The following is a 20,018-nucleotide window of genomic DNA, read 5'->3' on the forward strand; positions in this document are numbered from 1 at the left end:
TGGAAGCGGTCGAATCCGTCGCTCGGCATCACGGTCGGCATCGACAAGGTACAGGCGGCTTGTGACTCTGCACGGCAGAACCCCGCTGAGGAGAACAGTTTCCGTCAGCTTCGCCTGAACCAATGGGTCAAGCAGTCCGTGCGCTGGATGCCGATGGATAAGTGGGATGCGTGCGCTATGCCTGTGGATGCCGAAGCCTTGAAGGGGCGCGTCTGCTACGGCGGTCTTGACCTCTCGTCGACGACGGATGTCACAGCATTCGTGCTTGTATTTCCTCCGACGGATGAAGATGAGTCTTTTGCCGTGCTTCCGTATTTCTGGATTCCCGAGGAGAACATCGACCTGCGTGTGCGGCGCGATCATGTGCCTTACGACGTATGGCAGAAACAAGGCTTCCTGCAGACGACCGAGGGCAATGTCGTGCATTATGGCTTCATCGAAAAGTTTATTGAGAAACTGGGCGAGAAGTACAACATCCGCGAGATCGCCTTCGACCGATGGGGCGCAGTGCAGATGGTGCAGAATCTTGAGGGGATGGGCTTCACCGTCGTCCCTTTCGGGCAGGGATTCAAGGATATGAGTCCGCCGACGAAGGAGTTGATGAAGCTGACGCTGGAAAAGAAAATAGCGCACGACGGGCATCCCGTCCTGCGCTGGATGGCAGACAATATTTTCATCCGCACAGACCCAGCGGGGAACATCAAGGCGGACAAGGAGAAGTCCACCGAGAGAATTGACGGCGTGATCGCGCTGATTATGGCGCTCGACCGTGCGATTCGCTGTGGCAACGATGCATCTGCGTCGGTGTATGATGAGCGAGGAATTTTGGTGTTTTAGGGGATTGTATACTCACATAAGGTCTTGCTATTTCTCGGATAGTACGGGAATATACACATGCCGAAAGGGAAAACTGAAGAAACAAGAAAATGACGAAGAAGGAAATTGCCGAGATCATCGAGAGCAAGGCCGCCGAGTACGGATTCACGATGCAGGAAAACACGATGGGTTGGGCAAACGCGAGCGACCGCGACACCTGCATCCGCATCGAGATTCGCAAAGAAACGGATTACGAGAAGACGGATTGGGAAGCTCGCAAGGTTTTCCGAGATATCAAAGCCAACGCCAGCATTTGCCAGATGGGCGGAAACTCCACGCCGGAGGAACTTTTGAAAGCCGCCGACGAGATCGCGCGGGGCGCGAAATTAACCGCCGAAATCAACGGCATGAATCTTTCCTGCATCGAAATCTTCTAAGCCGAAACAACAGGAGCGCCGCTCGAAAAGGCGGCGCTCCTGTTCGTCGCATAAATCCTTCGAATAGCATACGGTGGGTATATCATCATAGCGCTCAATCGAGCGATTCATTGTGGGAATAGTGTGCGCTTTTTGATAGGTTTAGAGGATCAATAGCACCAGTGTTCCTTAACGGTGTACGGCCATCCTAAAGCATTCATGCAAAATTTAAATACCTGATTCCCGGGCAAGACTACCGTCATATGCGTTCCATCCATTGTACTTGTTTCATATCTCCACATATCGGTTTTGTATTTGAGAAAGGTCCAGTTGACGATATCAAGCAATTCTCCGTTTCGCACGTTCTTAGTCGATACTTTGAAATGTCTTTCTGTATCCGATGTATCGCCTCTAAGCGTATCATCCATTACATAAACATCAATGTTTTCAGAGTTCCAGTGGCTTACCCATACATCTTTTGCCTCACAGATGTATGTCGGCAAGAAAACGGTGACAGCCAAGATCAAAGCCGTGATAGAAAAGATTTTTTTCATTTTGGGTTCCTCCGTTTCGATGATTTACATTTGACTCGCGTCGCAAACATCGCAATTTTCATTTCAGCATCATTTTTTCGTATTCTTTGAGGGTTGTTCCACTTTCTGTTTTCCAAGCCATCAAACCATTCGTAGATTGTCCTATAAGAAATTTTGCAGCGGCAGATGGACTGGAGAAAAGCATATCTTCCAAGAGAATGCCATTGGATATACGGGCGTTTCTTCTGCGCTTGCTTATTCCAGCAGATATTGTTTCATCCTCCACGGGGGAGACATCGCTTCCCTGTAAGACGACAAATCCTTCTGCCGTACGCTTGCCGTTAGCCTCGATGGTTTGACCGAGTTTCCGTATTCTTCTTGATAGACGGAAAAGCACATCCGTTGTTTCTTCTGCAGAGTGTGATAACGTCCCTTCTGATATTGGCGTTGAGAGTGGCTCGAAAATCTTGTGCCCTAATACGCCCATGATTATACAGGCTTTTTCGGTAAACTCTTCCAGTTCGCTTTCTTTTTCCTCGGTTATATTTCCCTGTGTTGGTTCATTTTCATTTTTTAGTTCGTATCGATGAGCATCTATTGCAAGATTGTAAAACTTATTTTCAAGAAAGCTTATTTCAGTAGGACCGAAAGAGTTGTTTGAGGTAGTGAAGACAACCACCTCGTTCCAATAATCATTTTTCCTGTGCTCAAACAATCGATAGAGGATGCCTTTTTCATTTTTCCGAATGCCAGCCTGTCCTATATAGGCGAGGGGTTTTTCGGTTTCGTCAGATGTGCCAAAGAGAAAATATACACCGCTTTGTTTTAGATCGTCACGATCGGTACACTTTTCAAGAGCTGTTCTTGGAATTTTATAGACTGTGCCAGTCCAGTTGGATAAGGTGCATTTTATGCGTCCGACTGGTGTGTTGTCCATAAGAAATACATTGATGTTTTTCCCATGTGCCATTTTATTCTCCCTAGTCCTAATCGAAAGGTTGCTGATAGCATGAACTTCTTCTCAAAACTCTTCCGCTCACGGGATAAGCCGCAAAACCTCTGCCGCTTCGGCGGTTGGCCATTCATGTTCGGTAAGTCTGCTGCAGGGCAGAATGTCAACGAGTTCACGGCAATGCAGACCATGGCGGTGTATGCCTGTGTCCGCATCCTTGCGGAGTCTATCGCGGGATTGCCGCTTCATGTGTATGAGTATCGCGGAAACGGAAAAGAGCGTGTGCCGGAGCATCCGCTCTATTTTCTTCTCCACGATGCGCCCAACCCTGAGATGACCTCTTTCATATTTCGAGAGACTTCCATGATACACCTGCTTCTGTGGGGAAATTCCTACGCACAAATTTTGCGTGATGGGCGAGGACGCGTGATGGGGCTGTACCCGCTTCTGCCCAATCGCATGAGTGTCGGACGCGATGAATCTGGGGAAATCGTTTACACTTACACACCGATGAGCGAGTCCAATCCGCAGCTCAAAGGACAGCGGCAGATTACTCTGCGGCGAGAGGATGTGCTCCATATCCCTGGACTCGGCTTCGACGGTCTTGTCGGTTACAGTCCCATCGCCATGGCGAAGAACGCCATCGGCATTGCGCTTGCAACGGAGGAATACGGCGCGGCATTCTTCCGCAACGGTGCGCGTCCGGGCGGTGTCTTGGAACATCCGGGTGTTTTGAAAGACCCGTCGAAGCTGCGCGAGAGCTGGCACGCCGTTTACGGCGGCACGATGAATACGGGCAGGATTGCCGTTCTTGAAGAGGGCGTCAAGTATCAGTAGATTGCCATACCGCCAGAAGAAGCGCAGTTCCTTGAAACACGGAAGTTCCAGATTGACGAGATTGCGCGGCTCTATCGCGTACCGCCGCACATGATCGGCGACTTAGAAAAATCCAGCTTCAACAACATTGAGCAGCAGTCGTTGGAGTTCGTGAAGTACACGCTGAATCCGTGGGTGGTGCGCTGGGAGCAGTCGCTGCAGAAAGCACTGCTTACGGATAAGGAGCGGAAGGAATATTTCATCCGCTTCAAAGTCGATGGACTCCTGCGCGGGGACTACAAGAGCCGCATGGAGGGATATGCCATCGGGCGGCAGAATGGCTGGCTCTCGGCGAACGACATCCGCAGCCTCGAAGACCTCAATCCAATTGAGGGTGATGAAGGCGGCGACCTCTATCTCATCAACGGCAGCATGACGAAACTCAAGGATGCTGGATTGTTTGCAAACAACGGGAAGGAAGGGAATGACGGTGAAACGTAAATTTTGGAACTGGGTACGAAACGAAGGAGAGAGGCGCACACTGCTTCTCGACGGCGAGATTTCCGACGAGACGTGGTTCGGCGATGAAGTCACGCCTGCAATATTTCGCGAGGAGCTTCATGCGGCAGAGGGCGATGTCGTTCTCTGGATCAACTCGCCCGGCGGCGACTGCTTTGCGGCGGCGCAAATCTACAACATGCTCATGGACTATCCGGGCAAGGTCGCGGTCAAGATTGACGGGCTTGCGGCATCGGCGGCATCTGTCATCGCGGTGGCAGGTTCGACCGTGGAAATATCTCCTGTAGGCATGGTAATGATCCACAATCCTATGACCATTTCCATCGGCGATGTGCAGGAGATGGAACGCGCCATCGCACTGCTTGCCGAGGTCAAGGAGAGCATCATCAATGCCTATGAAATCAAGACGGGGCTGCCCCGAGAGAAGATTTCGCGGCTCATGGACGCCGAGACGTGGATGAATGCAAAGAAGGCAGTGGAGCTGGGATTTGCCGATGCTATTCTCTATGAAGATCGGGAATATTCCGCAGGTGATGCGGCAGACGGGTTGATCTTCTCTCGCGCCGCCGTAACAAACTCGCTGCTCTCGAAATTCGGGCAGGGCAAGCAAATGAACAAAGTCGATGCGGAGTCGCTGAAAAGGCGGCTCTTTTCTATTGCACACTGAGGGAGGAAATAACATGGATAAGATTTTGGCAATACGTGAAAAGCGTGCGGCTCTCTGGGAGCAGGCAAAGACGTTCTTGGATGAACACACGCAGGAAGGCAGCCTCTCGGCAGAGGATGCCAAAGCATACGAGCAGATGGAAAACGAGGTTCTCGCGCTCGGCAAAGGCATCGAGCGTCTGGAACGTCAGGCGATTCTCGATGCGGAAATGGCAAAACCGACGGCGGTGGCAATCACCAATCTGCCGGGCGCATCTTTGGGCAAAGAGCAGACGGGCAGGGCGAGCGATGCCTACCGCGCCGCGATGCTTAAGGCGCTGCGCACGAACTTCCGCCAAGTCGAGAACGTGCTGCAGGAAGGCACGGACACAAGCGGCGGCTATCTCGTGCCGGAGGAATACGACAAGCGCCTTATCGACGTACTCAGCGAGGAAAATATCCTGCGTTCCCTTGCGACGACGATCACGACGAGTGGCGAGCACAAGATCAACATCGCGGCCACGAAGCCGGCGGCATCGTGGATCGAGGAAGGCGCATCTCTTACCTTTGGCGATGCCACCTTCGACCAGATCGTCCTCGACGCGCACAAACTGCACGTCGCGGTCAAGGTCACGGAAGAACTTCTCTACGACAATGCCTTCAAACTCGAAAGCTACCTCATCGAGCAGTTCGGCAAGGCGCTCGGCAATGCCGAAGAGGATGCCTTCCTCAATGGCGACGGCGTGCATAAGCCGAAGGGGCTTCTTGCTACGGGGCAGACTTCCCTCACCACAGCGGCGGCAGACATCAAGGCGGATGAACTTGTGACGCTCGTCTACAGCCTCAAGCGTCCTTACCGCAAGAATGCGGCGTTCCTCGTCAACGATCAGACACTTGCAAGCATCCGCAAGCTCAAGGACAACAACGGAGCTTATCTGTGGCAGCCCTCGTACCAGATGGGCGAACCCGACCGTCTGCTCGGCTATCCCGTCCACACATCGGCATATATGCCTGCGGCTGCGGCAGGGAAGATCGCACTTGCTTTCGGCGACTACGCCTACTACAACATCGGCGATCGCGGCACGCGCTCCTTGCAGGAACTCAAGGAGCTTTTCGCGGGGAACGGCATGGTGGCCTACCTTATGAAGGAGCGCGTCGACGGCAAGCTCGTGCTGGCAGAAGCCGTGCAGCTGCTGAAGATCAAGGGATAAGGCAAAAGAAGAGGAAGAGGAAAAGGAAAAGGAAAAGCCGCTACATCAATGGGTGCAGCGGCTTTTTCTATGCTGAAAGGAGATGCGTTCCTATGCTTGTATCGCTCGAAGAAATCAAGGGCTATCTGCGCATCGACTCGGATGTCGAAGACGCTTTGCTCACATCCCTTACCGATACGGCGGAGCAGCTTTCCTTGGCGATTCTGCGTGCCAAGTCGTGGAAGGAAGTCAAGAAGCAGGAAGCGGCACGGACGGCGATTCTCTATGCCGTCGCGTATCTCTACGAGCATCGCGAGGAGGCTGACCATCGAAAGCTCGCCTTGACGCTTCGGGCGTTGCTTTTCGGAGAGCGAAAGGAGAGTTTCTGATGCACGTCAACATTGGCGAACTGCGTCATCGCATCACGGTGCTGCGTTCGCGAGATGCGCCCGATGCGGCGGGCAATCTGGTTGAGCAGAGCCGCGATGCGTATTGCACGTGCTGGGCGAAGATACTGCCGTTCGCAGCGAAAATCTCGGACGGGTATGCCGAACAGGTCAAGGAAGTTGAGTATCGTGTCGTTATGCGCTATCGGGAAGACATCCGAGATACGGATTTCATCCAGTGGAGTGGAAAGATGCTTCAAATCAAAGCGCCGCCTTACGGTATGGACGGCAGGAAGCGTTGGCTTGTCATCGAGTGCAGGGAGATGGTGGAAGATGAGCCGTGACTTTGTTTCTACGAGAGAATTGCTGAACCGCATGGGCAAGGGCGCAATGGATGCGGCGAAAAAGGCGCTGGCAGAAGGAGCGGAAGCCGTCAAGACGGAAGCGAAAAGCCGCTGTCCCGTCTATCGGGGGAGAGACAAGCGCGTCGTGCCGGGTGCGCTTCGGGATTCCATCCACTGCGTCAAGCGCGGGGGCGGTACCTCGTGGCGCATCGTGGCGGATGCCAAAGCACAGGACGGTACGGCTTACGGCAAGCTCGTCGAGTTCAGTCCGAAGATCAACAAGCCGTTTCTCTATCCCGCACTCGATGCCGAGAGGGATGCCATCAAGAAGAACATCGTCGAAGCCGTCAAGGCGGCATTGCGGAGGGAAGGAAGATGAGCATAGCCAGCAAGGTTTATCAAGCATTGGCGAGATACAAGCCGCTTACAAGACTGCTCCATCGGAACGGCATCTATCATGGCAGAAGCCCCGATGCAGGAAGCTATCCCGTCCTCGTGTATTCCATCATCTCCGACGTTCCCGCTTTGTCTGCAGATGGGATAGAGCTGGAGCGGCGTGTCACGGTGCGCCTGCACATCCTTACGAAAGACGGCGCGTACGAGAAAATCGAGGATGCCGCAAGGAGAGTCATGGACAGTCTCGGCTTTCGCCGTTACCAGTCCATGGAGCTTGTGGAAAAGCATGCCTTTGTAAAAATCATGGATTTCAAAACAGGAACAGGAGTTGAGGAATAATGCCAAGTCCAACCGTAACAGCGCCCGCCGCCAATCTCACGAGCGGGCAGTTCATCAATGTGGAAAAGCTTCATATCGCCAAGATGCTGACGGACGTACCGAACGGCGCGGCGACGTATGAACCGCCCATCAGTCTGGGCAAAATTCTGCGAAAAGTGGACATCAAGCCCAAGACGAGCCAGGCAGAACTTTTTGCCGACGGCCAGTCCGTAGATACGGCGGCGAATACCGCCTCATACGATCTGACCTTCGACACGTCGGCGCTCCCATTGGAATACATCGCCTATCTCTTCGGGCACAAGATCGACAAGGGCGTCATGACAGCAAGCAAGGACGACGTGCCGCCGTATTTCGCCGTCATGTTCCAGTCGGACAAGAGGAACGGCAAAAAGAGGTTCACGAAGTTCTTCAAAGTCCAATTTGTCGAGCCTTCGGAATCGGGCAATACGAAGGAAGAGAATATCAAGTACGATACGCCGACCATCTCGGCAAAGGCGATCTACCGCCTGTCGGACGGGCAGTCGTATGCGAAAGCCGACGAGGAAGCGACAGGCTTCATTGCCGAAACCGGAACGAAGTGGTATGAAAGCGTATAAGGAAAGGCGGGGAAAACTCTGATGGAAACACCAACCATCACGCTCTACGGCAAAACGTATGCGCCGAATCCTCCCAAGATGAAGGTGTGGCGCAGATTCCTCGCCTTCTTCGATGAGGACAAGAAGAACCTCAGCGTCGAAGAGTTCCTCGATGCGGAAATAGACCTCATTTTGCTCGCCTTTGAGCGCGAGGAAGTCACGAGAGAAGCCATTGACGACAACATCGAGGTCGCGGACATCGTGCCATTGACGCGAGAGCTTTTCCGCTGGATTCAGTCCCTGACCTTCCAGAAACTCGTGAAACTCCCAAACGACGAGGCGGGGAAGGCATAACGCTTTCCCCGTATCAGAACATCCTGCGCTACTACGAGCGCCTGCAGTCCTCCTATGGCTGGACGATGCAGGAGGTCGACGCTCATGAAATCGCCTTCCTCTTAGATCAGCTTTTGGCAATAACGCAGACCGAGGACAGGCAGGAAATTTTCATTGACGATGTGATGTAAATGGCAAGAGGACAGAAAATCGACGAGCTGTATATCAGCTTAGGACTCGACATCGCACGCCTGCAGCTCGATTTTGACACGGCGGGGCGCACGGTTTCCGAGACGGTGGCGCGGCTCAACAGCAGGAGCAGTCAGCTGAAACTCAAGATGGATGTCGACCTCGCCAAACTCGACGGCGCGGGGTCGGAACTTGACAAGATCAAGGTCAAGTACGAAGCCATCAACCGGCAGCTGGATATCCAGAGGAAGAAAGAAGAAATCCTCGCTAATGTGCTCAAGGATGTGCAGAAAGCGGACAAGGACGGCGCACGCACGCGCTATGCCGAGACGAATCTCCTCAAACAACAGCGGCAGGTCGCTCAACTTGAAGCCGAATTGCGTAAGCTCAATGCCGAGATGAAGACGACGGGCAGCCGTGCAAAGGCGATGGGGCAGAAACTCTCAGCGGGTTTTTCAGCCGCCAAGGGAGGAGTTCACAGCTTGTCGGAGGGCATGTCCATTTTGAATGCCAAGACAGCGGCTCTCATGGCGGTATTCACGTCGGGCGCGGGATTGTTCAACATCACGCATGATGCGATGCAGGCGGGCGAGAGCATCTACCGTCTGACGAAGCGTCTCCATACGACGACGGCAGAAGCCGCACAGATGAGCCGTGTGTTCAGTTTGGCAGGAATAAACATCGACTCGCTCGTGCCGCTCTTTGCAAGGCTCGACAGGCAGATCGAAGCGGCAGGTGCGAAGGGAAATGTCACAACCGAAGCCCTGTCGCGTTTCGGCATAGCCTTGACAGACGAAAAAGGCAATCTCTTGGGGCTGAACGAGCAGCTGGAACGTCTTGCCAAAGGCTACCGAAGTGCGGCAGAAGCTGGGGAAGAGGAAGCCTTTACCGCCGAAGTTCTCGGTGCAAGGGGCGCGGCGCTTATCCCTGTCTTGGAGCAGTACGACGACCTTATGGAAGTTGCCTCGCACGTCAAGACGACGGGATTGCTCAATCCAGAAGAAGCGCATCAAGCGTATCTCAAGTGGCGTGAGATGGAGATGGAAGCGGGGCAGCTCAAGCTCGCCCTCGGTTCTGCGCTCCTTCCTGTTGCAGAAGACTTGATGCCCAACGTCATAGACCGCTTTCAAGACCTCATCGGCTGTATCCAGGACAACAAGGAATCCATCGAGGAGCTTGCCGATGTGGTCGACGCTTTTGCCCGCGCCTCCGTCGATGTCTTGGACGGTGTGGCGGATGCCATGGAGAGCATTGGCATCAATGCGAAATCCGTCAAGGAAACGCTTCATGATATTGGCACGTTTGCCAAGCGCGGCGGCATCAAGACCACGCTAGATGCGATGCTCGTCGGCGCGGGCACGGGTGCTGTGGCGGGAACGCTGGTAGAGCCGGGTGGAGGCACGCTTGTCGGTGGCATCGGCGGTGCGATCGTTGGAGGCATTGGAGCTTATGAAGCCGCCACAAGCAGTCAGAAGCTCAAGGACTGGCAGGCGGCAGACGATGCTTTGCGGGCTGAGAAGAAAGCCGCCAAGGAAGCGGAAAAGGCGCTCCGAGACGAGAGCCGTGCCCAGAAAGAAGGGGCGAAAGCGGCACGCGAGAATGCCGCTGCTGTCCGCGCCGCCGCCAAGGCGAACGAGGACTTGAAAGAAAGCTTGTTCACGCTGTCGCACAGCGACCTTGAAAATGCGCTGCATGAGGCTTCGCGGCAAGCGGAGAAGTTTCGCCAATCGGGTGCGGACGTGCAGATGGTGGAAGAATATCGGCTGCAGAAACAGGCGAAGATTTACGAGGACTTCCGGCGAAATGTCGTAGAGAAAACGGAATCTATCCACCGCACCGAATTGGAGAATCGGCTCGCGCAGATCGATGAGGAGGAACGCGCTTATCGCCGTCAAGGCTTGGACAAGGTCAGCGCCGCCAACTGGGCAGAGGCAAGCAAGGCGCGGATTATGGAGCAGTGGGAGTCAGAGGTAGCCTCCAAGATTGACGCCATCTGGAAGACCTCGCTGGAAAATCGTCTGGCAGACATCGAGCGCGAGAAAAAGGCTTGGATGCAGAAGGGCTTGGACGAGGTGAAGGCGGCAAAGTGGGCAGAGAAGGAGAAACTCGATGCCCGTAGGAATGCCGCCTTGGAAGCTCTTAAGAGCCAGAAGAAGGAACTGGAAGCATATCGCAAGGGCGGCACGAGCGGACTGCTAGATTACCTGCGTGAATCGAATGGGCTGACAAAGGACGATTTGAATTTCCGTCCCGAAGAGCTTGCTCGGTTTCAACGAGCGAGGCAAACAGCCTTGGAGGACATTTTGCCGAACTTCGCACCAAGGCGAGAAAGAGAGCCAGGAGAGATCAAGATCGCGCTCGGGAATGAAGTGATGGAACGCCTTGCAGGAACGCTTGAAAACGGCATGACGCAGAAGGTTATGGACAGGCTCAATATTGCTCCGACGGTGAATTTTCCAGAGCAGGGGAATCATGCCGCCTCGACGGCAAACATCGAAGTGCAGGTAAATATTGAAAATGCCGTGACACAGGACAACGAGGGTATGCGGCTCTTGGCTGACCATGTGGCAGACCGCATCCGTCCCGCTGTCGAGCGCGCATTGGGAGGGGATTCCAATTCATATTCAAATTGGTGATGTGCGGACGCTCGAAGCGGAGAACTGGCAAGTCTTGCCCGACGACCGTCAGCGCATGGTGGAAATCGTCGGCGGCACCGTCGTGCAAGATTTTGGTCACGTCGCCCAAGGCGACCGCATCTCCTGCACGGCTACGGTGCTTTCTGCCGACTGGGAGAAAATCAAGAGATACTGGGACGAGCGCGAGAAAGTGGACGTTACGGACGAAGCGGGGAATGTCTGGCACAACATGCGCGTGACGGTGAAAGCCTACACCTATGTGCCGCACTTTTCTAAGGCGTATAAACTCACACTGGAATTTTGGAGGGTATGACCATGGCGAACAAGCTGCACATCTATATGAACAATCCTACGAGCCGCATGAAGGACGGCACGGAAGCCAGCACGGATACGGAAACCTCGCCCATTGCAGTCCTGCTGGATGCGGCGAAAGAAGAGGAGAAAGCCGTAAAATGCGCTGTGCGCTGCGACTCCGGCTACAAGGTCGAAGGCGCGGTCACAATCAAGTTCGTAGGCGCAAATGCCGCGAAATGGAAAGCCGCTCAAGACAACAACTACACGGCAGATACGGTCTTGGCTTCTGCTGACTGGAAAGACACAATCGCCCTGCAAAGCGTCGGCGAGGGCAACGTCATCTTCTGGGTCAAGGCGATGAGCACGTCCGATGAAAGCCCGAAGAATGACACCACGGTCGACGTGCAGGCGGAAGGGCTGATCGTAGAAGTCTGAGGAGGCGATGGCATGGCGTTTAAGTACATCAATCCGGGATATGCCGACTTGATTGACTTGGGAAGCGACAAAACGGTGCGGGATGCAAAGTACAGCAAGACAGGCGTATCCTTCTGGATGCCGAAGATACGCGGTATTGCCATTCCCTATACGCTGACCGAGCTGTACGGCAAGTTCGACGTGTATCTCAAAAGCGGGAAGAGTCTGGATTCGACGGCGTGGCTTCAATTCGGCGAGAAGACCAGGGTCGAAATTAGGGGTTACCGCGACTACTGGAAAGTCTATGGGGTGAACAGTAACACCTCTTATTTTAATACCAAAAAAATGAAGCACGATGACGTCAATACCATATGGTTTCATATGAAGCAGGAACCCAGTTACAATGCGATGCTCCATGTCATAGTCAACGGACACGAGATTGGAAAAAAGACGGATCTTTACATGGATTTCCAAGAGGCGAAGGAAATCAGCATTTATGCGGATACGGATGATGCTTTGCTTTCCAATGTCATCTTGTCTGACGAAGACATCAACATGAAAGAGCAGGCTGTCCTATTGTCCGTTCAGTCGACGGTCACGGATATGACCGATGGCGGTGATGGAAGCTATCGGGCGACGGCTGCGGGACAGCAGATTTTGCAGACGATGGATACGGCGGCGCTTGCCGCAACGTATGGTGCAGATTCCCAAGTGACCGGCGTCACGCTGTTCGGTGCTCCCGCCTATCGCACGGGAACTGGCATCTGCACGCTCACAGCCTTGGAAGATGTGAGCGGGGCAGTGACAGAACACGGCAGACATGAATTGACGGACAAGACGACGGCGCTCGTCTGGGATGGGCACGGCGCATCCTTGAGCATGGCGGAGATGGAAGCGAGAAAGTTCGGCTGGAAAGCGGGGGAATAGCGCATGGACATCTTGCTGAAAACGCAGGTTTGTATCGCGTGGATTCCCATCGGCGAGGAAGTCCTGCAGCCGAAGATGTGCATCGCATGGATTCCCCGAGGGGAAGAAGTCCTGCAGCCGAAAATATGCGCGTCGATTCTTCCTGCGCCCAAGCACAGAGAAGCAGTGAGTGTAGATACCAAGCGCCAAGTTGCCGAAACAGCTGAAGCAAGAGCAGACAGTCAAAGGCAGGTTTGCAGCACCAACTGCATTATGGCAGATACGAAGCGCACGGTCACTTCCTCCGCCATCGACTGGACGAGCGCCAAACTTTTGCGGCGTGTTGCACAAAGAAATACGGCTTCTGCCGCCACGCGAAGATGCGTCGGCGGCATTTATGTCTGCATCCGCTGTGATACTTACCGCACGTTGTCCCCGAACTACAATATCCTTCGTGGAGCAACGGAGCGAGAAGTTGTCAAGAGCGAGACGGTTCGTTGCGACACCAAGCGCACGCCGGGCATGGGGAATCGCGCGGCGGCGAAAACGCAGCGCAGACTTGGCAGGGGCAATGTCGCCAAAGCGGCACTGCGCCGTACCGTCGTGACACGGGTGCGCGTCCGCTTCGATACCTTGATTCGCGTGCCGCATGTGCTCGAATACGTCAAAACATCCCGAGGAAGAAGAAGCAAGCGTACCGTATCGCAGATCGCCGACAACTTCCGTGCCCATGGCATCCGCTCCTTTGCTGTCACACTCGGCGAGATGACGCTTTCCGACAGCTTTCAGATGGAGACAGTACAGCCGCTCGCCATTGGCGATGCCGTGCGCGGTCAGCTACTCGACTATCGCTTCTCCTTCCTCGTGGAAGAAACCCTCCAACGGGACTTGCTTCAAACGGTGAAAGGTGCGTACAGCAAGGACGCGACGCTCTACTCTGCCATTCGCATCTTCGTGAAGGAAGCACAGGCTTCCCATTACGCGCAGTCCATCGCCGCCGCGCTCGGCTTGCAGCTCCATTGGGCGTGCGATGATTTCACGCCGTCGCAGAACTTCGAGGACAGCGGCATGACATATCAAGACTTCGTCTCCGCGCTTTTTGGCTGGACGGCGAAACTGCCGCAGAGACAGGTCAATGTGTTCATCCGCGAAGATACGCTGCATATCGTCCAGCGCGGCAAAGAGGAATCCGTCCTCGACATCACAGACTGGCCGCACAGTCGCCCAACGGTGGAGCGCCGCCTTGTGCGCTCCCTATGGCACAGCGGTCACGCTTCCGAGATGGCGGGGAACGCCTACAACGAAGAAGATACCGAGCCGATTCCCTTTACGGGAACAATCTCTTGGGAAGAGATGAGCCGCACCTACCACAACGGCTTTTTGACAAGCGAAACGAACGAGAAAGGCATGACGCGCTACACCTACCATGGCGAATATCTGACGAGCAAGCAGACGCACAATAAGGACGGCTCCACAAGCCGCACGGAATACACCTATGCCGAAACCGAGCGCGATGTGTATCTCGTCAAGGAATGGGAGCGCACGACAGAACCCATCAACGATGGGAAGAAGCATACGGAATATGACTGGACGGACTGGAACAACGAGCGCGGCACGGAGCGCATCACCTACCATGCGCCCCTAGGCTACGGCTGGTATGCGACGACCGTCTATGTCGACGGCAATCTCGAAGGAAGCACGCTCTCACAGGGAAAACCGGGCGGCAAGGCAAGCCGCTTCACGGTCGAGCAGTCCAATCTCAGTCTTGGCTCCAGCTATTCGCGTGAAGACGATGATGCACCCTTCACCTCGCTGATTGACATGGAATTTCCCGTGAAAGGCGAAGCGTACCTCAAAGAACTGACGCAGGCGATTCTCTGGCTCAACCGTAAGACGCAGGAAACCGTCACGCTGGAAGTTTTTGCGAATATTCAAGACGGTGTGCCGGATGTCGGGCATATCGCTGATTTCACCGAGCGCATAAGATTCGAGGGGCAGGAATATTTCCTGCAGTCGAATGCCGTCGAACTTACACCGCGCTCCCTCAAGCAAACCATAAAGATGACGAGGTGGTACTGACTATGAACGGTGTGCAAGGATTGATGGATGCCCTGCGTAAGGGTGTCAAAGATACACGAGAGAGACAGGAAGGCAAGGCGCAAAGAGGCGTGATTCAAGGCGGCAGAGTGCGCATCGGCGCTCACTCCTATCTGTTCAAAGCCGTCGTAGACTGCAGCACGGAAGAAGGCTCGCTTGTCTGGGTGCAGATTTCCAAAGGCGGCACGGCAATCATCTTAGGAGCGTGAGAATATGCACAGGGCAAGAGTGAGCACTGTGGCGGGTAAGAAGGCACTTGCCGAAGGGAAGTGGCTCACCGTCATCGGAAACCGGAGCGTCCACAGCGGCGACTGGGTGTGGACGGACGGCCGCTGCATCTACGGACACGAATCCGCAGGCGGCAGTGCGCCTGTGCTCGGTAAAAGAAGGGAAAGCGGCGTTCCTCTATACGTTGGCGGATGGCACTGCATCTACCAACGAGGAGAACTGCGATGGCTGTCGAAACTTCCATCGGTCAGTTACCGAGGGCTTCTTTATCTGGGGGCGCATGCCGCATATCTTCTGCCGCATCCGTATCCGCGAGACAAGCGACAGCTCCTCGATGCGGATATGGATGCCTACGGAAACATTTTTACGCTCACGGGCGTTTACTGGGTGGAGGGTGATTTAGGGATAAGGCCGAGCGTTCTGGGCGCTGTCCGTGTAGAAAAGAATGGGAAAGAAATCGCCTCGCATGATCTCAGACCGTATTACGGGGTGTTGAAAAATGCCACTTTCACAAGCATCATTACCGGAGGCGGGCATATAGACTGTGAAGGGAAGTGGGGATTCTATTTGGAAATCGATGCCTCCACAGACGGCGGATATGAAGGTAGGAAACCCGGCATGGAAATGACCAATACCGTGTATTATGTGGATGCCGAAGGGACGCATCCGTTGTTCTATGAATATGCACGCTATAACAAAAACGGATTTCTGCGGAAGATAGAAAATTTTACGGGCGCGAGGGGGAAAAAGTTCCCGATTCACGACGGCTACTATTATATGTGGAACAGTTATGAGCCAGCGGGCGCTAATGCGCTCTGCCGCCCCGAGCGTATCATCTTGACTATTTTTACACCGACAGGAGACAAGGTCGTCACCGGGTGCTTTCGTCTTGGCACGCGCTTTACGATTCTTCGCATCGACGAAGGGGCATATCTGCTCGGCGTGTATCATGTGACTATACAGAAGCTATGGGCGATTAGTCAAGGCTGGGATCAAAATCCGGAAGAACCCTATCCGCAGGAGTGGGACGAAGTGCGTCCTTTCGAGGATGGATTGTACCTATGCAAAGATGGCGTGATGAAAAGACTTGTCAAGGGTTATTGCGACACGTTCCGCTTCCGTCGTGTGCGAGATATAAAGACATGGGAAAAGACGTTGAAAAATGCAATTCAAGGAGGCAAAAAATAATGGAAAACCTTATGAACCTTCGCTGGTGGTCGGCGTGCATCGGTGTGCTTGTTGGCGAGTTTCTCGGCGACTTCGACCATCTGCTCTACGCGCTGGTCGTATTCATCGCTGTAGATTACATCACAGGCGTCCTCTGCGCCGTGCTGGATAAGAACCTGTCGAGCGAGATCGGCTTTCAGGGCATCGTGCGGAAAGTCGCCATCTTTCTGCTCGTCGGCGTGGCGAACGTGCTCGACGTCCACATCATCGGCAGCGGCTGCGTCCTGCGTTCGGCGGTAATCTTCTTCTACTTGTCGAACGAGGGTATCTCAATTGTAGGACACGCAGCGAGAATGGGGCTTCCCGTACCGAAGAAGCTGCAGGAAGCCATGAAGGAGATACGGGAAAAACAGATGATAGGATAAACAATGCCCGGTGGGGGAAATCCTGCCGGGTTTATTTTTTTTGAGAAAACGTCCTTTTTGCTGCTCTCCCAAGGCTACCTATCAGAGGGAAGAAAAATCCCTCGGAAAGAGAGGTAAAGAAACATGGAGCACAATCTGAAAATCGGTGTCTCCAAGAAGCCGATGGACGGCGGCATTGTCGCTTGTCGGAACATCACCCTGCGGGAGCGTATTCTTCGCTTTCTGTTGGGCGAAAAATGCAAGCTGACGATCCTCGTACCGGGAGATACGGTGCGAGAGATCGCCATCAAGGAAGTGGGAGGTGTATGTCGTGGATAGGAAAGAACTGAAACTTGCGGCATCGGAAATCCGCAGCTGCGGCGAAATGCTCCTTGGAGCAGCAGAGCGTTTGATTCGTGCTTTCGAGGCATCGCCTGCAAAACAGGTCAAAACCATCGCTTTGCAGGAAGAATCGTTGACCATCGAAGACGTAAGGCGCGTTCTTGCCCAAAAATCTCGCGAGGGATTTACGGCAGAAATCCGTACTTTGCTGGAAAAGCACGGCGCAGACAGGCTGTCGAAGATTGCGCCGGAGCATTATGCGGTATTGTTGAAGGAGGCGGAGAGCATTGGCAAATAAGCACGCTGTTCTTTCCGCATCGTCTGCCGCACGCTGGATTGCCTGCCCGCCCTCGGCGCGGCTCAATGCGGGAAAGTCTGATGCGCCAAGCGAATACGCCGCCCAAGGGACGGATGCGCACACGCTTTGCGAGTATAAACTCCGCAAGGCTCTGGGCATGAAGGTGCGCGATCCGACCAAGAACCTCGCATCCTATGACACTGAGATGGAAGAGTGCGCCGAGGCATATTGCCAGTTCGTGATGGAGCTGGTCGGTCAGTTCCGTGCCGAGAGCAAGGACACGATGGTATCCGTGGAGCAGCGCGTCGATTTCTCGGCGTTCGTGCCGGATGGCTTCGGTACAGCTGACACGCTCATTATCTCCGGCAAGACCGTCTGCATTGTGGACTACAAACACGGCAAGGGCATCGAAGTCAGCGCCGACCGCAATCCGCAAATGATGTGCTATGCCTTGGGCTGCATCCAGATGTTCGACGGTTTGTACGACATCGACAATGTGCGGATGGTTATCTTTCAGCCTCGTCTCGCGAACATCTCAGAGTTCAACATCTCGAAAGCCGACCTTCTGGCATGGGCGTTAGATACGCTCGTACCTGCGGCAAAGCTGGCACATGCAGGAGAAGGTGAGTTCTGTGCCGGAGCGCATTGTCAGTTCTGCAAAATCAAGGCGACCTGCCGCAAACGGGCAGAGTACAATCTGGAACTCGCCCGGTATGACTTCGAGATGCCGCCGACACTGGAGGATGCCGAGGTGGAGGCGGTGCTTGTAAAAGCCGACATGCTCGCCGCATGGGTCAGCGACATCAAGGAGTACGCCTTGCAGCGGGCGATTCAAGGAAAACAGTGGACGGACTGGAAACTGGTGGAAGGCCGCTCGAATCGGAAATATACCGATGAGGCGGCAGTCGCCAACACCGTCAAAGAGGCAGGCTATGAGCCGTATGAGCAGAAGTTGCTCGGGATTACGGCGATGACTGGCTTGCTCGGAAAAAGTAAGTTTGAGGAACTGCTGGGAAGTCTCATCGTAAAGCCGCAGGGCAAACCAACCCTCGCTCCCATGAGCGACAAGCGACCGGCGATGAACACAGCAGCAGAAGATTTCAAGGAAAACTAAGGAGGAAACCACCATGGCAAAATTTGCAAATCCCACAAAAGTTATTACGGGCGTAAAAACGCGCTGGAGCTACGCCAACGTCTGGGAGCCGAAGAGCATCAACGGCGGCTCCCCCAAGTACAGCGTGTCTCTCATCATCCCGAAGAGCGACACCAAGACAGTCGAAGCCTTGGAAAAGGCCATTCAGGCGGCATTCGATGAAGGACAGAGCAAGCTCAAAGGGAGCAGCAAGTCTGTGCCCGCACTCTCGGCAATCAAGACGCCGCTCCGTGACGGTGACCTTGAGCGTCCCGACGACGAGGCATACAAGGACAGCTACTTCATCAATGCGAACAGCGCGACGGCTCCCGGTATCGTAGATGCCGCCCGCCAGCCGATTCTCGAACGCTCCGAAGTGTATTCCGGCGTTTACGGACGTGCGAGCATCAACTTCTACGCCTTCAACTCGAACGGCAATCGCGGGATTGCCTGCGGACTGAACAACCTGCAGAAGATTGCCGATGGCGAGCCGCTGGGCGGCAAGACTCGCGCCGAGGACGACTTCGCCGACGAGGACGAGGACTTCCTCAGCTGAATAACGGACAGGCGGCATGGCAGCGGGGATGTTCCCTCGCTGCCTTTGTCGCAGAAAGGAGGGCTTATAAATGGTTATGACACATTTATCTCTGGATTTAGAAACAAAAAGCAGTGTGGATATCATGAAGAGTGGTGTTTATCGTTACGCTGAAGCGGAGGATTTTGCGATCCTGCTCTTCGGATACGCCGTGGACAGCGGTGCGGTGCAGGTCATTGACGTTGCCAATGGGGAGAGGATTCCGCAGGAGATTCTGGATGCGCTGACCGATGACAAAATAACGAAGTGGGCGTTCAACGCCAACTTTGAGCGTGTATGCCTGTCGCGGTACTTGTCGGATCTCGGCAAACGCCTCGATCCATCCCATGAAAATCACCCGCTTTCCAGAGACCGTATTCGCTTTTTGAGTCCCTGCAGCTGGCGATGCACGATGGTCTGGACTGCCTATATGGGCTTGCCGCTCTCACTTGCTGCCGTCGGCAGAGTATTGGGTTTGGAAGAACAGAAAATGACCGAGGGCAAGGCGCTCATTCGCCGTTTCTCCGTACCGCCCTTTCATGAGCCTGCGGGCGATAAGTGGGAACTTTTCAAATCCTACAATCGGCGCGACGTGGAAGTGGAAATGGCGATTCAGAAGCGACTGTCCAAATACCCTGTGTCGCAGTCGGTGTGGGATGAGTATGTGCTCGACCAGGAAATCAATGACCGAGGAATACGGCTCGATATGCCCCTGGTGGAGAATGCCGTCAAGATGGATGCCACCACAAAGGAGAAGCTGACGGGCAGACTGAAGGCTTTGACTGGGCTTGAAAATCCGAACAGCGTAGTGCAGATGAAGGAATGGCTCAAAGCACACGGTGTAGAAACGGAGTCGCTCGACAAGAAGTCCGTGACCGCTTTGCTCAAGATTGCCCATGCCCCCATTTCCAATGTGTTGGCACTGCGGCAGCAACTTGCGAAATCCTCTGTGAAAAAATATCAGGCAATGCAGAATACCGTTTGCTCGGATGGTCGTGCACGTGGGATGTTCCAGTTCTATGGTGCGAACCGTACCGGGCGGTTTTCGGGACGCCACATTCAATTACAAAATCTTCC

Annotated in this window: 24 protein-coding genes and 2 pseudogenes; 24 read left to right on the forward strand and 2 right to left on the reverse strand. The window is 54.2% G+C overall.

Annotation, left to right across the window (positions count from 1 at the left end; all coding sequences use genetic code 11):
• Both QZ177_RS09820 and QZ177_RS09825 read left to right on the forward strand, forming a co-directional pair.
• Positions 1–837: terminase TerL endonuclease subunit (locus QZ177_RS09820; RefSeq protein ID WP_294177232.1), on the forward strand; the 837-nt coding region annotated here is incomplete at its 5' end.
• A gap of 89 nt (positions 838–926) precedes the next feature.
• Positions 927–1,253, forward strand: coding sequence for a hypothetical protein (locus QZ177_RS09825; RefSeq protein ID WP_294177234.1), 327 nt, complete (start codon positions 927–929; stop codon positions 1,251–1,253).
• Positions 1,254–1,402: 149 nt separating this feature from the next.
• Here QZ177_RS09825 and QZ177_RS09830 read toward each other — a convergent pair whose 3' ends face one another.
• Together QZ177_RS09830 and QZ177_RS09835 are read right to left on the reverse strand one after the other, a co-directional pair.
• A complete protein-coding gene (locus QZ177_RS09830) occupies positions 1,403–1,786 on the reverse strand; it encodes a hypothetical protein (RefSeq protein ID WP_265071408.1) in 384 nt (127 codons plus the stop codon).
• 58 nt (positions 1,787–1,844) lie between these two features.
• A complete protein-coding gene (locus tag QZ177_RS09835; protein ID WP_265071409.1) occupies positions 1,845–2,735 on the reverse strand; it encodes a GIY-YIG nuclease family protein in 891 nt (296 codons plus the stop codon).
• A gap of 39 nt (positions 2,736–2,774) precedes the next feature.
• On the opposite strand from QZ177_RS09835, the pseudogene QZ177_RS09840 reads away from it, so the two are divergent.
• From QZ177_RS09840 to QZ177_RS09945, 22 genes and pseudogenes are all read left to right on the forward strand, one after another.
• Positions 2,775–4,034, forward strand: a pseudogene (locus QZ177_RS09840) (phage portal protein).
• A complete protein-coding gene (locus QZ177_RS09845) occupies positions 4,024–4,719 on the forward strand; it encodes a head maturation protease, ClpP-related (protein ID WP_294177239.1) in 696 nt (231 codons plus the stop codon). Before QZ177_RS09840 ends, QZ177_RS09845 begins: the two are co-directional and overlap by 11 nt.
• Before the next feature lie 13 nt (positions 4,720–4,732).
• Positions 4,733–5,908 carry a phage major capsid protein gene (locus QZ177_RS09850; RefSeq protein WP_294177240.1) on the forward strand — a complete coding sequence of 392 codons (1,176 nt, stop codon included), beginning with the start codon at positions 4,733–4,735 and terminating at the stop codon, positions 5,906–5,908.
• 92 nt (positions 5,909–6,000) lie between these two features.
• The gene (locus QZ177_RS09855; RefSeq protein WP_294177241.1) at positions 6,001–6,276 is read left to right on the forward strand and encodes a head-tail connector protein; all 276 of its coding nucleotides are present in this window, start codon (positions 6,001–6,003) and stop codon (positions 6,274–6,276) included.
• On the forward strand, positions 6,276–6,617 hold the full coding sequence (locus tag QZ177_RS09860) for a phage head closure protein (RefSeq protein WP_294177243.1): 342 nt from the start codon (positions 6,276–6,278) through the stop codon (positions 6,615–6,617). Before QZ177_RS09855 ends, QZ177_RS09860 begins: the two co-directional genes overlap by 1 nt.
• Positions 6,607–6,996 (forward strand): HK97 gp10 family phage protein, encoded by a 390-nt coding sequence (locus QZ177_RS09865; RefSeq protein ID WP_294177245.1) that lies wholly within the window; start codon positions 6,607–6,609, stop codon positions 6,994–6,996. The genes QZ177_RS09860 and QZ177_RS09865 overlap by 11 nt, the downstream gene beginning before the upstream one ends.
• Positions 6,993–7,352 (forward strand): DUF3168 domain-containing protein, encoded by a 360-nt coding sequence (locus tag QZ177_RS09870; RefSeq protein WP_294177247.1) that lies wholly within the window; start codon positions 6,993–6,995, stop codon positions 7,350–7,352. Before QZ177_RS09865 ends, QZ177_RS09870 begins: the two co-directional genes overlap by 4 nt.
• Positions 7,352–7,948 (forward strand): major tail protein, encoded by a 597-nt coding sequence (locus tag QZ177_RS09875; protein ID WP_294177249.1) that lies wholly within the window; start codon positions 7,352–7,354, stop codon positions 7,946–7,948. Before QZ177_RS09870 ends, QZ177_RS09875 begins: the two co-directional genes overlap by 1 nt.
• 21 nt (positions 7,949–7,969) lie before the next feature.
• Positions 7,970–8,281, forward strand: a complete 312-nt coding sequence (locus QZ177_RS09880; protein ID WP_294177251.1) for a hypothetical protein — start codon at positions 7,970–7,972, stop codon at positions 8,279–8,281.
• 170 nt (positions 8,282–8,451) lie between these two features.
• Positions 8,452–11,085, forward strand: coding sequence for a hypothetical protein (locus QZ177_RS09885; RefSeq protein ID WP_294177252.1), 2,634 nt, complete (start codon positions 8,452–8,454; stop codon positions 11,083–11,085).
• A complete protein-coding gene (locus QZ177_RS09890) occupies positions 11,012–11,398 on the forward strand; it encodes a phosphoribosylformylglycinamidine cyclo-ligase (RefSeq protein WP_294177253.1) in 387 nt (128 codons plus the stop codon). The genes QZ177_RS09885 and QZ177_RS09890 overlap by 74 nt, the downstream gene beginning before the upstream one ends.
• Positions 11,399–11,400: 2 nt before the next feature.
• Positions 11,401–11,814, forward strand: a complete 414-nt coding sequence (locus QZ177_RS09895) for a hypothetical protein (protein ID WP_294177254.1) — start codon at positions 11,401–11,403, stop codon at positions 11,812–11,814.
• Positions 11,815–11,826: 12 nt separating this feature from the next.
• Positions 11,827–12,720, forward strand: a complete 894-nt coding sequence (locus QZ177_RS09900; RefSeq protein WP_294177256.1) for a hypothetical protein — start codon at positions 11,827–11,829, stop codon at positions 12,718–12,720.
• 3 nt (positions 12,721–12,723) lie between these two features.
• Positions 12,724–14,778, forward strand: coding sequence for a hypothetical protein (locus QZ177_RS09905; protein WP_294177258.1), 2,055 nt, complete (start codon positions 12,724–12,726; stop codon positions 14,776–14,778).
• 2 nt (positions 14,779–14,780) lie between these two features.
• Complete coding sequence (locus tag QZ177_RS09910) at positions 14,781–15,005, forward strand: hypothetical protein (protein WP_294177260.1); 225 nt, start codon at positions 14,781–14,783, stop codon at positions 15,003–15,005.
• A 28-nt stretch (positions 15,006–15,033) separates the two neighbouring features.
• Positions 15,034–16,212, forward strand: coding sequence for a hypothetical protein (locus tag QZ177_RS09915; RefSeq protein WP_294177262.1), 1,179 nt, complete (start codon positions 15,034–15,036; stop codon positions 16,210–16,212).
• Positions 16,212–16,616, forward strand: a complete 405-nt coding sequence (locus QZ177_RS09920; protein WP_294177264.1) for a phage holin family protein — start codon at positions 16,212–16,214, stop codon at positions 16,614–16,616. Before QZ177_RS09915 ends, QZ177_RS09920 begins: the two co-directional genes overlap by 1 nt.
• Before the next feature lie 123 nt (positions 16,617–16,739).
• Positions 16,740–16,934: a hypothetical protein gene (locus QZ177_RS09925; RefSeq protein WP_294177266.1), complete on the forward strand. Its 195-nt coding sequence runs from the start codon at positions 16,740–16,742 to the stop codon at positions 16,932–16,934.
• Positions 16,927–17,235 carry a hypothetical protein gene (locus tag QZ177_RS09930; RefSeq protein ID WP_294177268.1) on the forward strand — a complete coding sequence of 103 codons (309 nt, stop codon included), beginning with the start codon at positions 16,927–16,929 and terminating at the stop codon, positions 17,233–17,235. Before QZ177_RS09925 ends, QZ177_RS09930 begins: the two co-directional genes overlap by 8 nt.
• Positions 17,225–18,349, forward strand: coding sequence for a DUF2800 domain-containing protein (locus QZ177_RS09935; protein WP_294177270.1), 1,125 nt, complete (start codon positions 17,225–17,227; stop codon positions 18,347–18,349). Before QZ177_RS09930 ends, QZ177_RS09935 begins: the two co-directional genes overlap by 11 nt.
• 13 nt (positions 18,350–18,362) lie before the next feature.
• Entirely contained in the window at positions 18,363–18,923 is a 561-nt protein-coding gene (locus QZ177_RS09940) for a DUF2815 family protein (RefSeq protein WP_294177273.1), read from the forward strand.
• Positions 18,924–18,999: 76 nt separating this feature from the next.
• Positions 19,000–20,018 (forward strand): annotated as a pseudogene (locus tag QZ177_RS09945) (hypothetical protein); the annotation flags it as partial.

Origin of the sequence: uncultured Selenomonas sp. (assembly GCA_905372355.1) — a bacterium.
GTDB lineage: Bacteria > Bacillota > Negativicutes > Selenomonadales > Selenomonadaceae > Selenomonas.

What these genes read in the sequence shown, in the direction of transcription:
- QZ177_RS09825 (WP_294177234.1), top strand. Translation starts at nt 927, where the DNA reads ATGACGAAGAAGGAAATTGCCGAGATCATCGAGAGCAAGGCCGCCGAG.
- QZ177_RS09830 (WP_265071408.1), bottom strand. Translation starts at nt 1,786, where the DNA reads ATGAAAAAAATCTTTTCTATCACGGCTTTGATCTTGGCTGTCACCGTT.
- QZ177_RS09835 (WP_265071409.1), bottom strand. Translation starts at nt 2,735, where the DNA reads ATGGCACATGGGAAAAACATCAATGTATTTCTTATGGACAACACACCA.
- QZ177_RS09850 (WP_294177240.1), top strand. Translation starts at nt 4,733, where the DNA reads ATGGATAAGATTTTGGCAATACGTGAAAAGCGTGCGGCTCTCTGGGAG.
- QZ177_RS09855 (WP_294177241.1), top strand. Translation starts at nt 6,001, where the DNA reads ATGCTTGTATCGCTCGAAGAAATCAAGGGCTATCTGCGCATCGACTCG.
- QZ177_RS09860 (WP_294177243.1), top strand. Translation starts at nt 6,276, where the DNA reads ATGCACGTCAACATTGGCGAACTGCGTCATCGCATCACGGTGCTGCGT.
- QZ177_RS09865 (WP_294177245.1), top strand. Translation starts at nt 6,607, where the DNA reads ATGAGCCGTGACTTTGTTTCTACGAGAGAATTGCTGAACCGCATGGGC.
- QZ177_RS09870 (WP_294177247.1), top strand. Translation starts at nt 6,993, where the DNA reads ATGAGCATAGCCAGCAAGGTTTATCAAGCATTGGCGAGATACAAGCCG.
- QZ177_RS09875 (WP_294177249.1), top strand. Translation starts at nt 7,352, where the DNA reads ATGCCAAGTCCAACCGTAACAGCGCCCGCCGCCAATCTCACGAGCGGG.
- QZ177_RS09880 (WP_294177251.1), top strand. Translation starts at nt 7,970, where the DNA reads ATGGAAACACCAACCATCACGCTCTACGGCAAAACGTATGCGCCGAAT.
- QZ177_RS09885 (WP_294177252.1), top strand. Translation starts at nt 8,452, where the DNA reads ATGGCAAGAGGACAGAAAATCGACGAGCTGTATATCAGCTTAGGACTC.
- QZ177_RS09890 (WP_294177253.1), top strand. Translation starts at nt 11,012, where the DNA reads ATGTGGCAGACCGCATCCGTCCCGCTGTCGAGCGCGCATTGGGAGGGG.
- QZ177_RS09895 (WP_294177254.1), top strand. Translation starts at nt 11,401, where the DNA reads ATGGCGAACAAGCTGCACATCTATATGAACAATCCTACGAGCCGCATG.
- QZ177_RS09900 (WP_294177256.1), top strand. Translation starts at nt 11,827, where the DNA reads ATGGCGTTTAAGTACATCAATCCGGGATATGCCGACTTGATTGACTTG.
- QZ177_RS09905 (WP_294177258.1), top strand. Translation starts at nt 12,724, where the DNA reads ATGGACATCTTGCTGAAAACGCAGGTTTGTATCGCGTGGATTCCCATC.
- QZ177_RS09910 (WP_294177260.1), top strand. Translation starts at nt 14,781, where the DNA reads ATGAACGGTGTGCAAGGATTGATGGATGCCCTGCGTAAGGGTGTCAAA.
- QZ177_RS09920 (WP_294177264.1), top strand. Translation starts at nt 16,212, where the DNA reads ATGGAAAACCTTATGAACCTTCGCTGGTGGTCGGCGTGCATCGGTGTG.
- QZ177_RS09925 (WP_294177266.1), top strand. Translation starts at nt 16,740, where the DNA reads ATGGAGCACAATCTGAAAATCGGTGTCTCCAAGAAGCCGATGGACGGC.
- QZ177_RS09940 (WP_294177273.1), top strand. Translation starts at nt 18,363, where the DNA reads ATGGCAAAATTTGCAAATCCCACAAAAGTTATTACGGGCGTAAAAACG.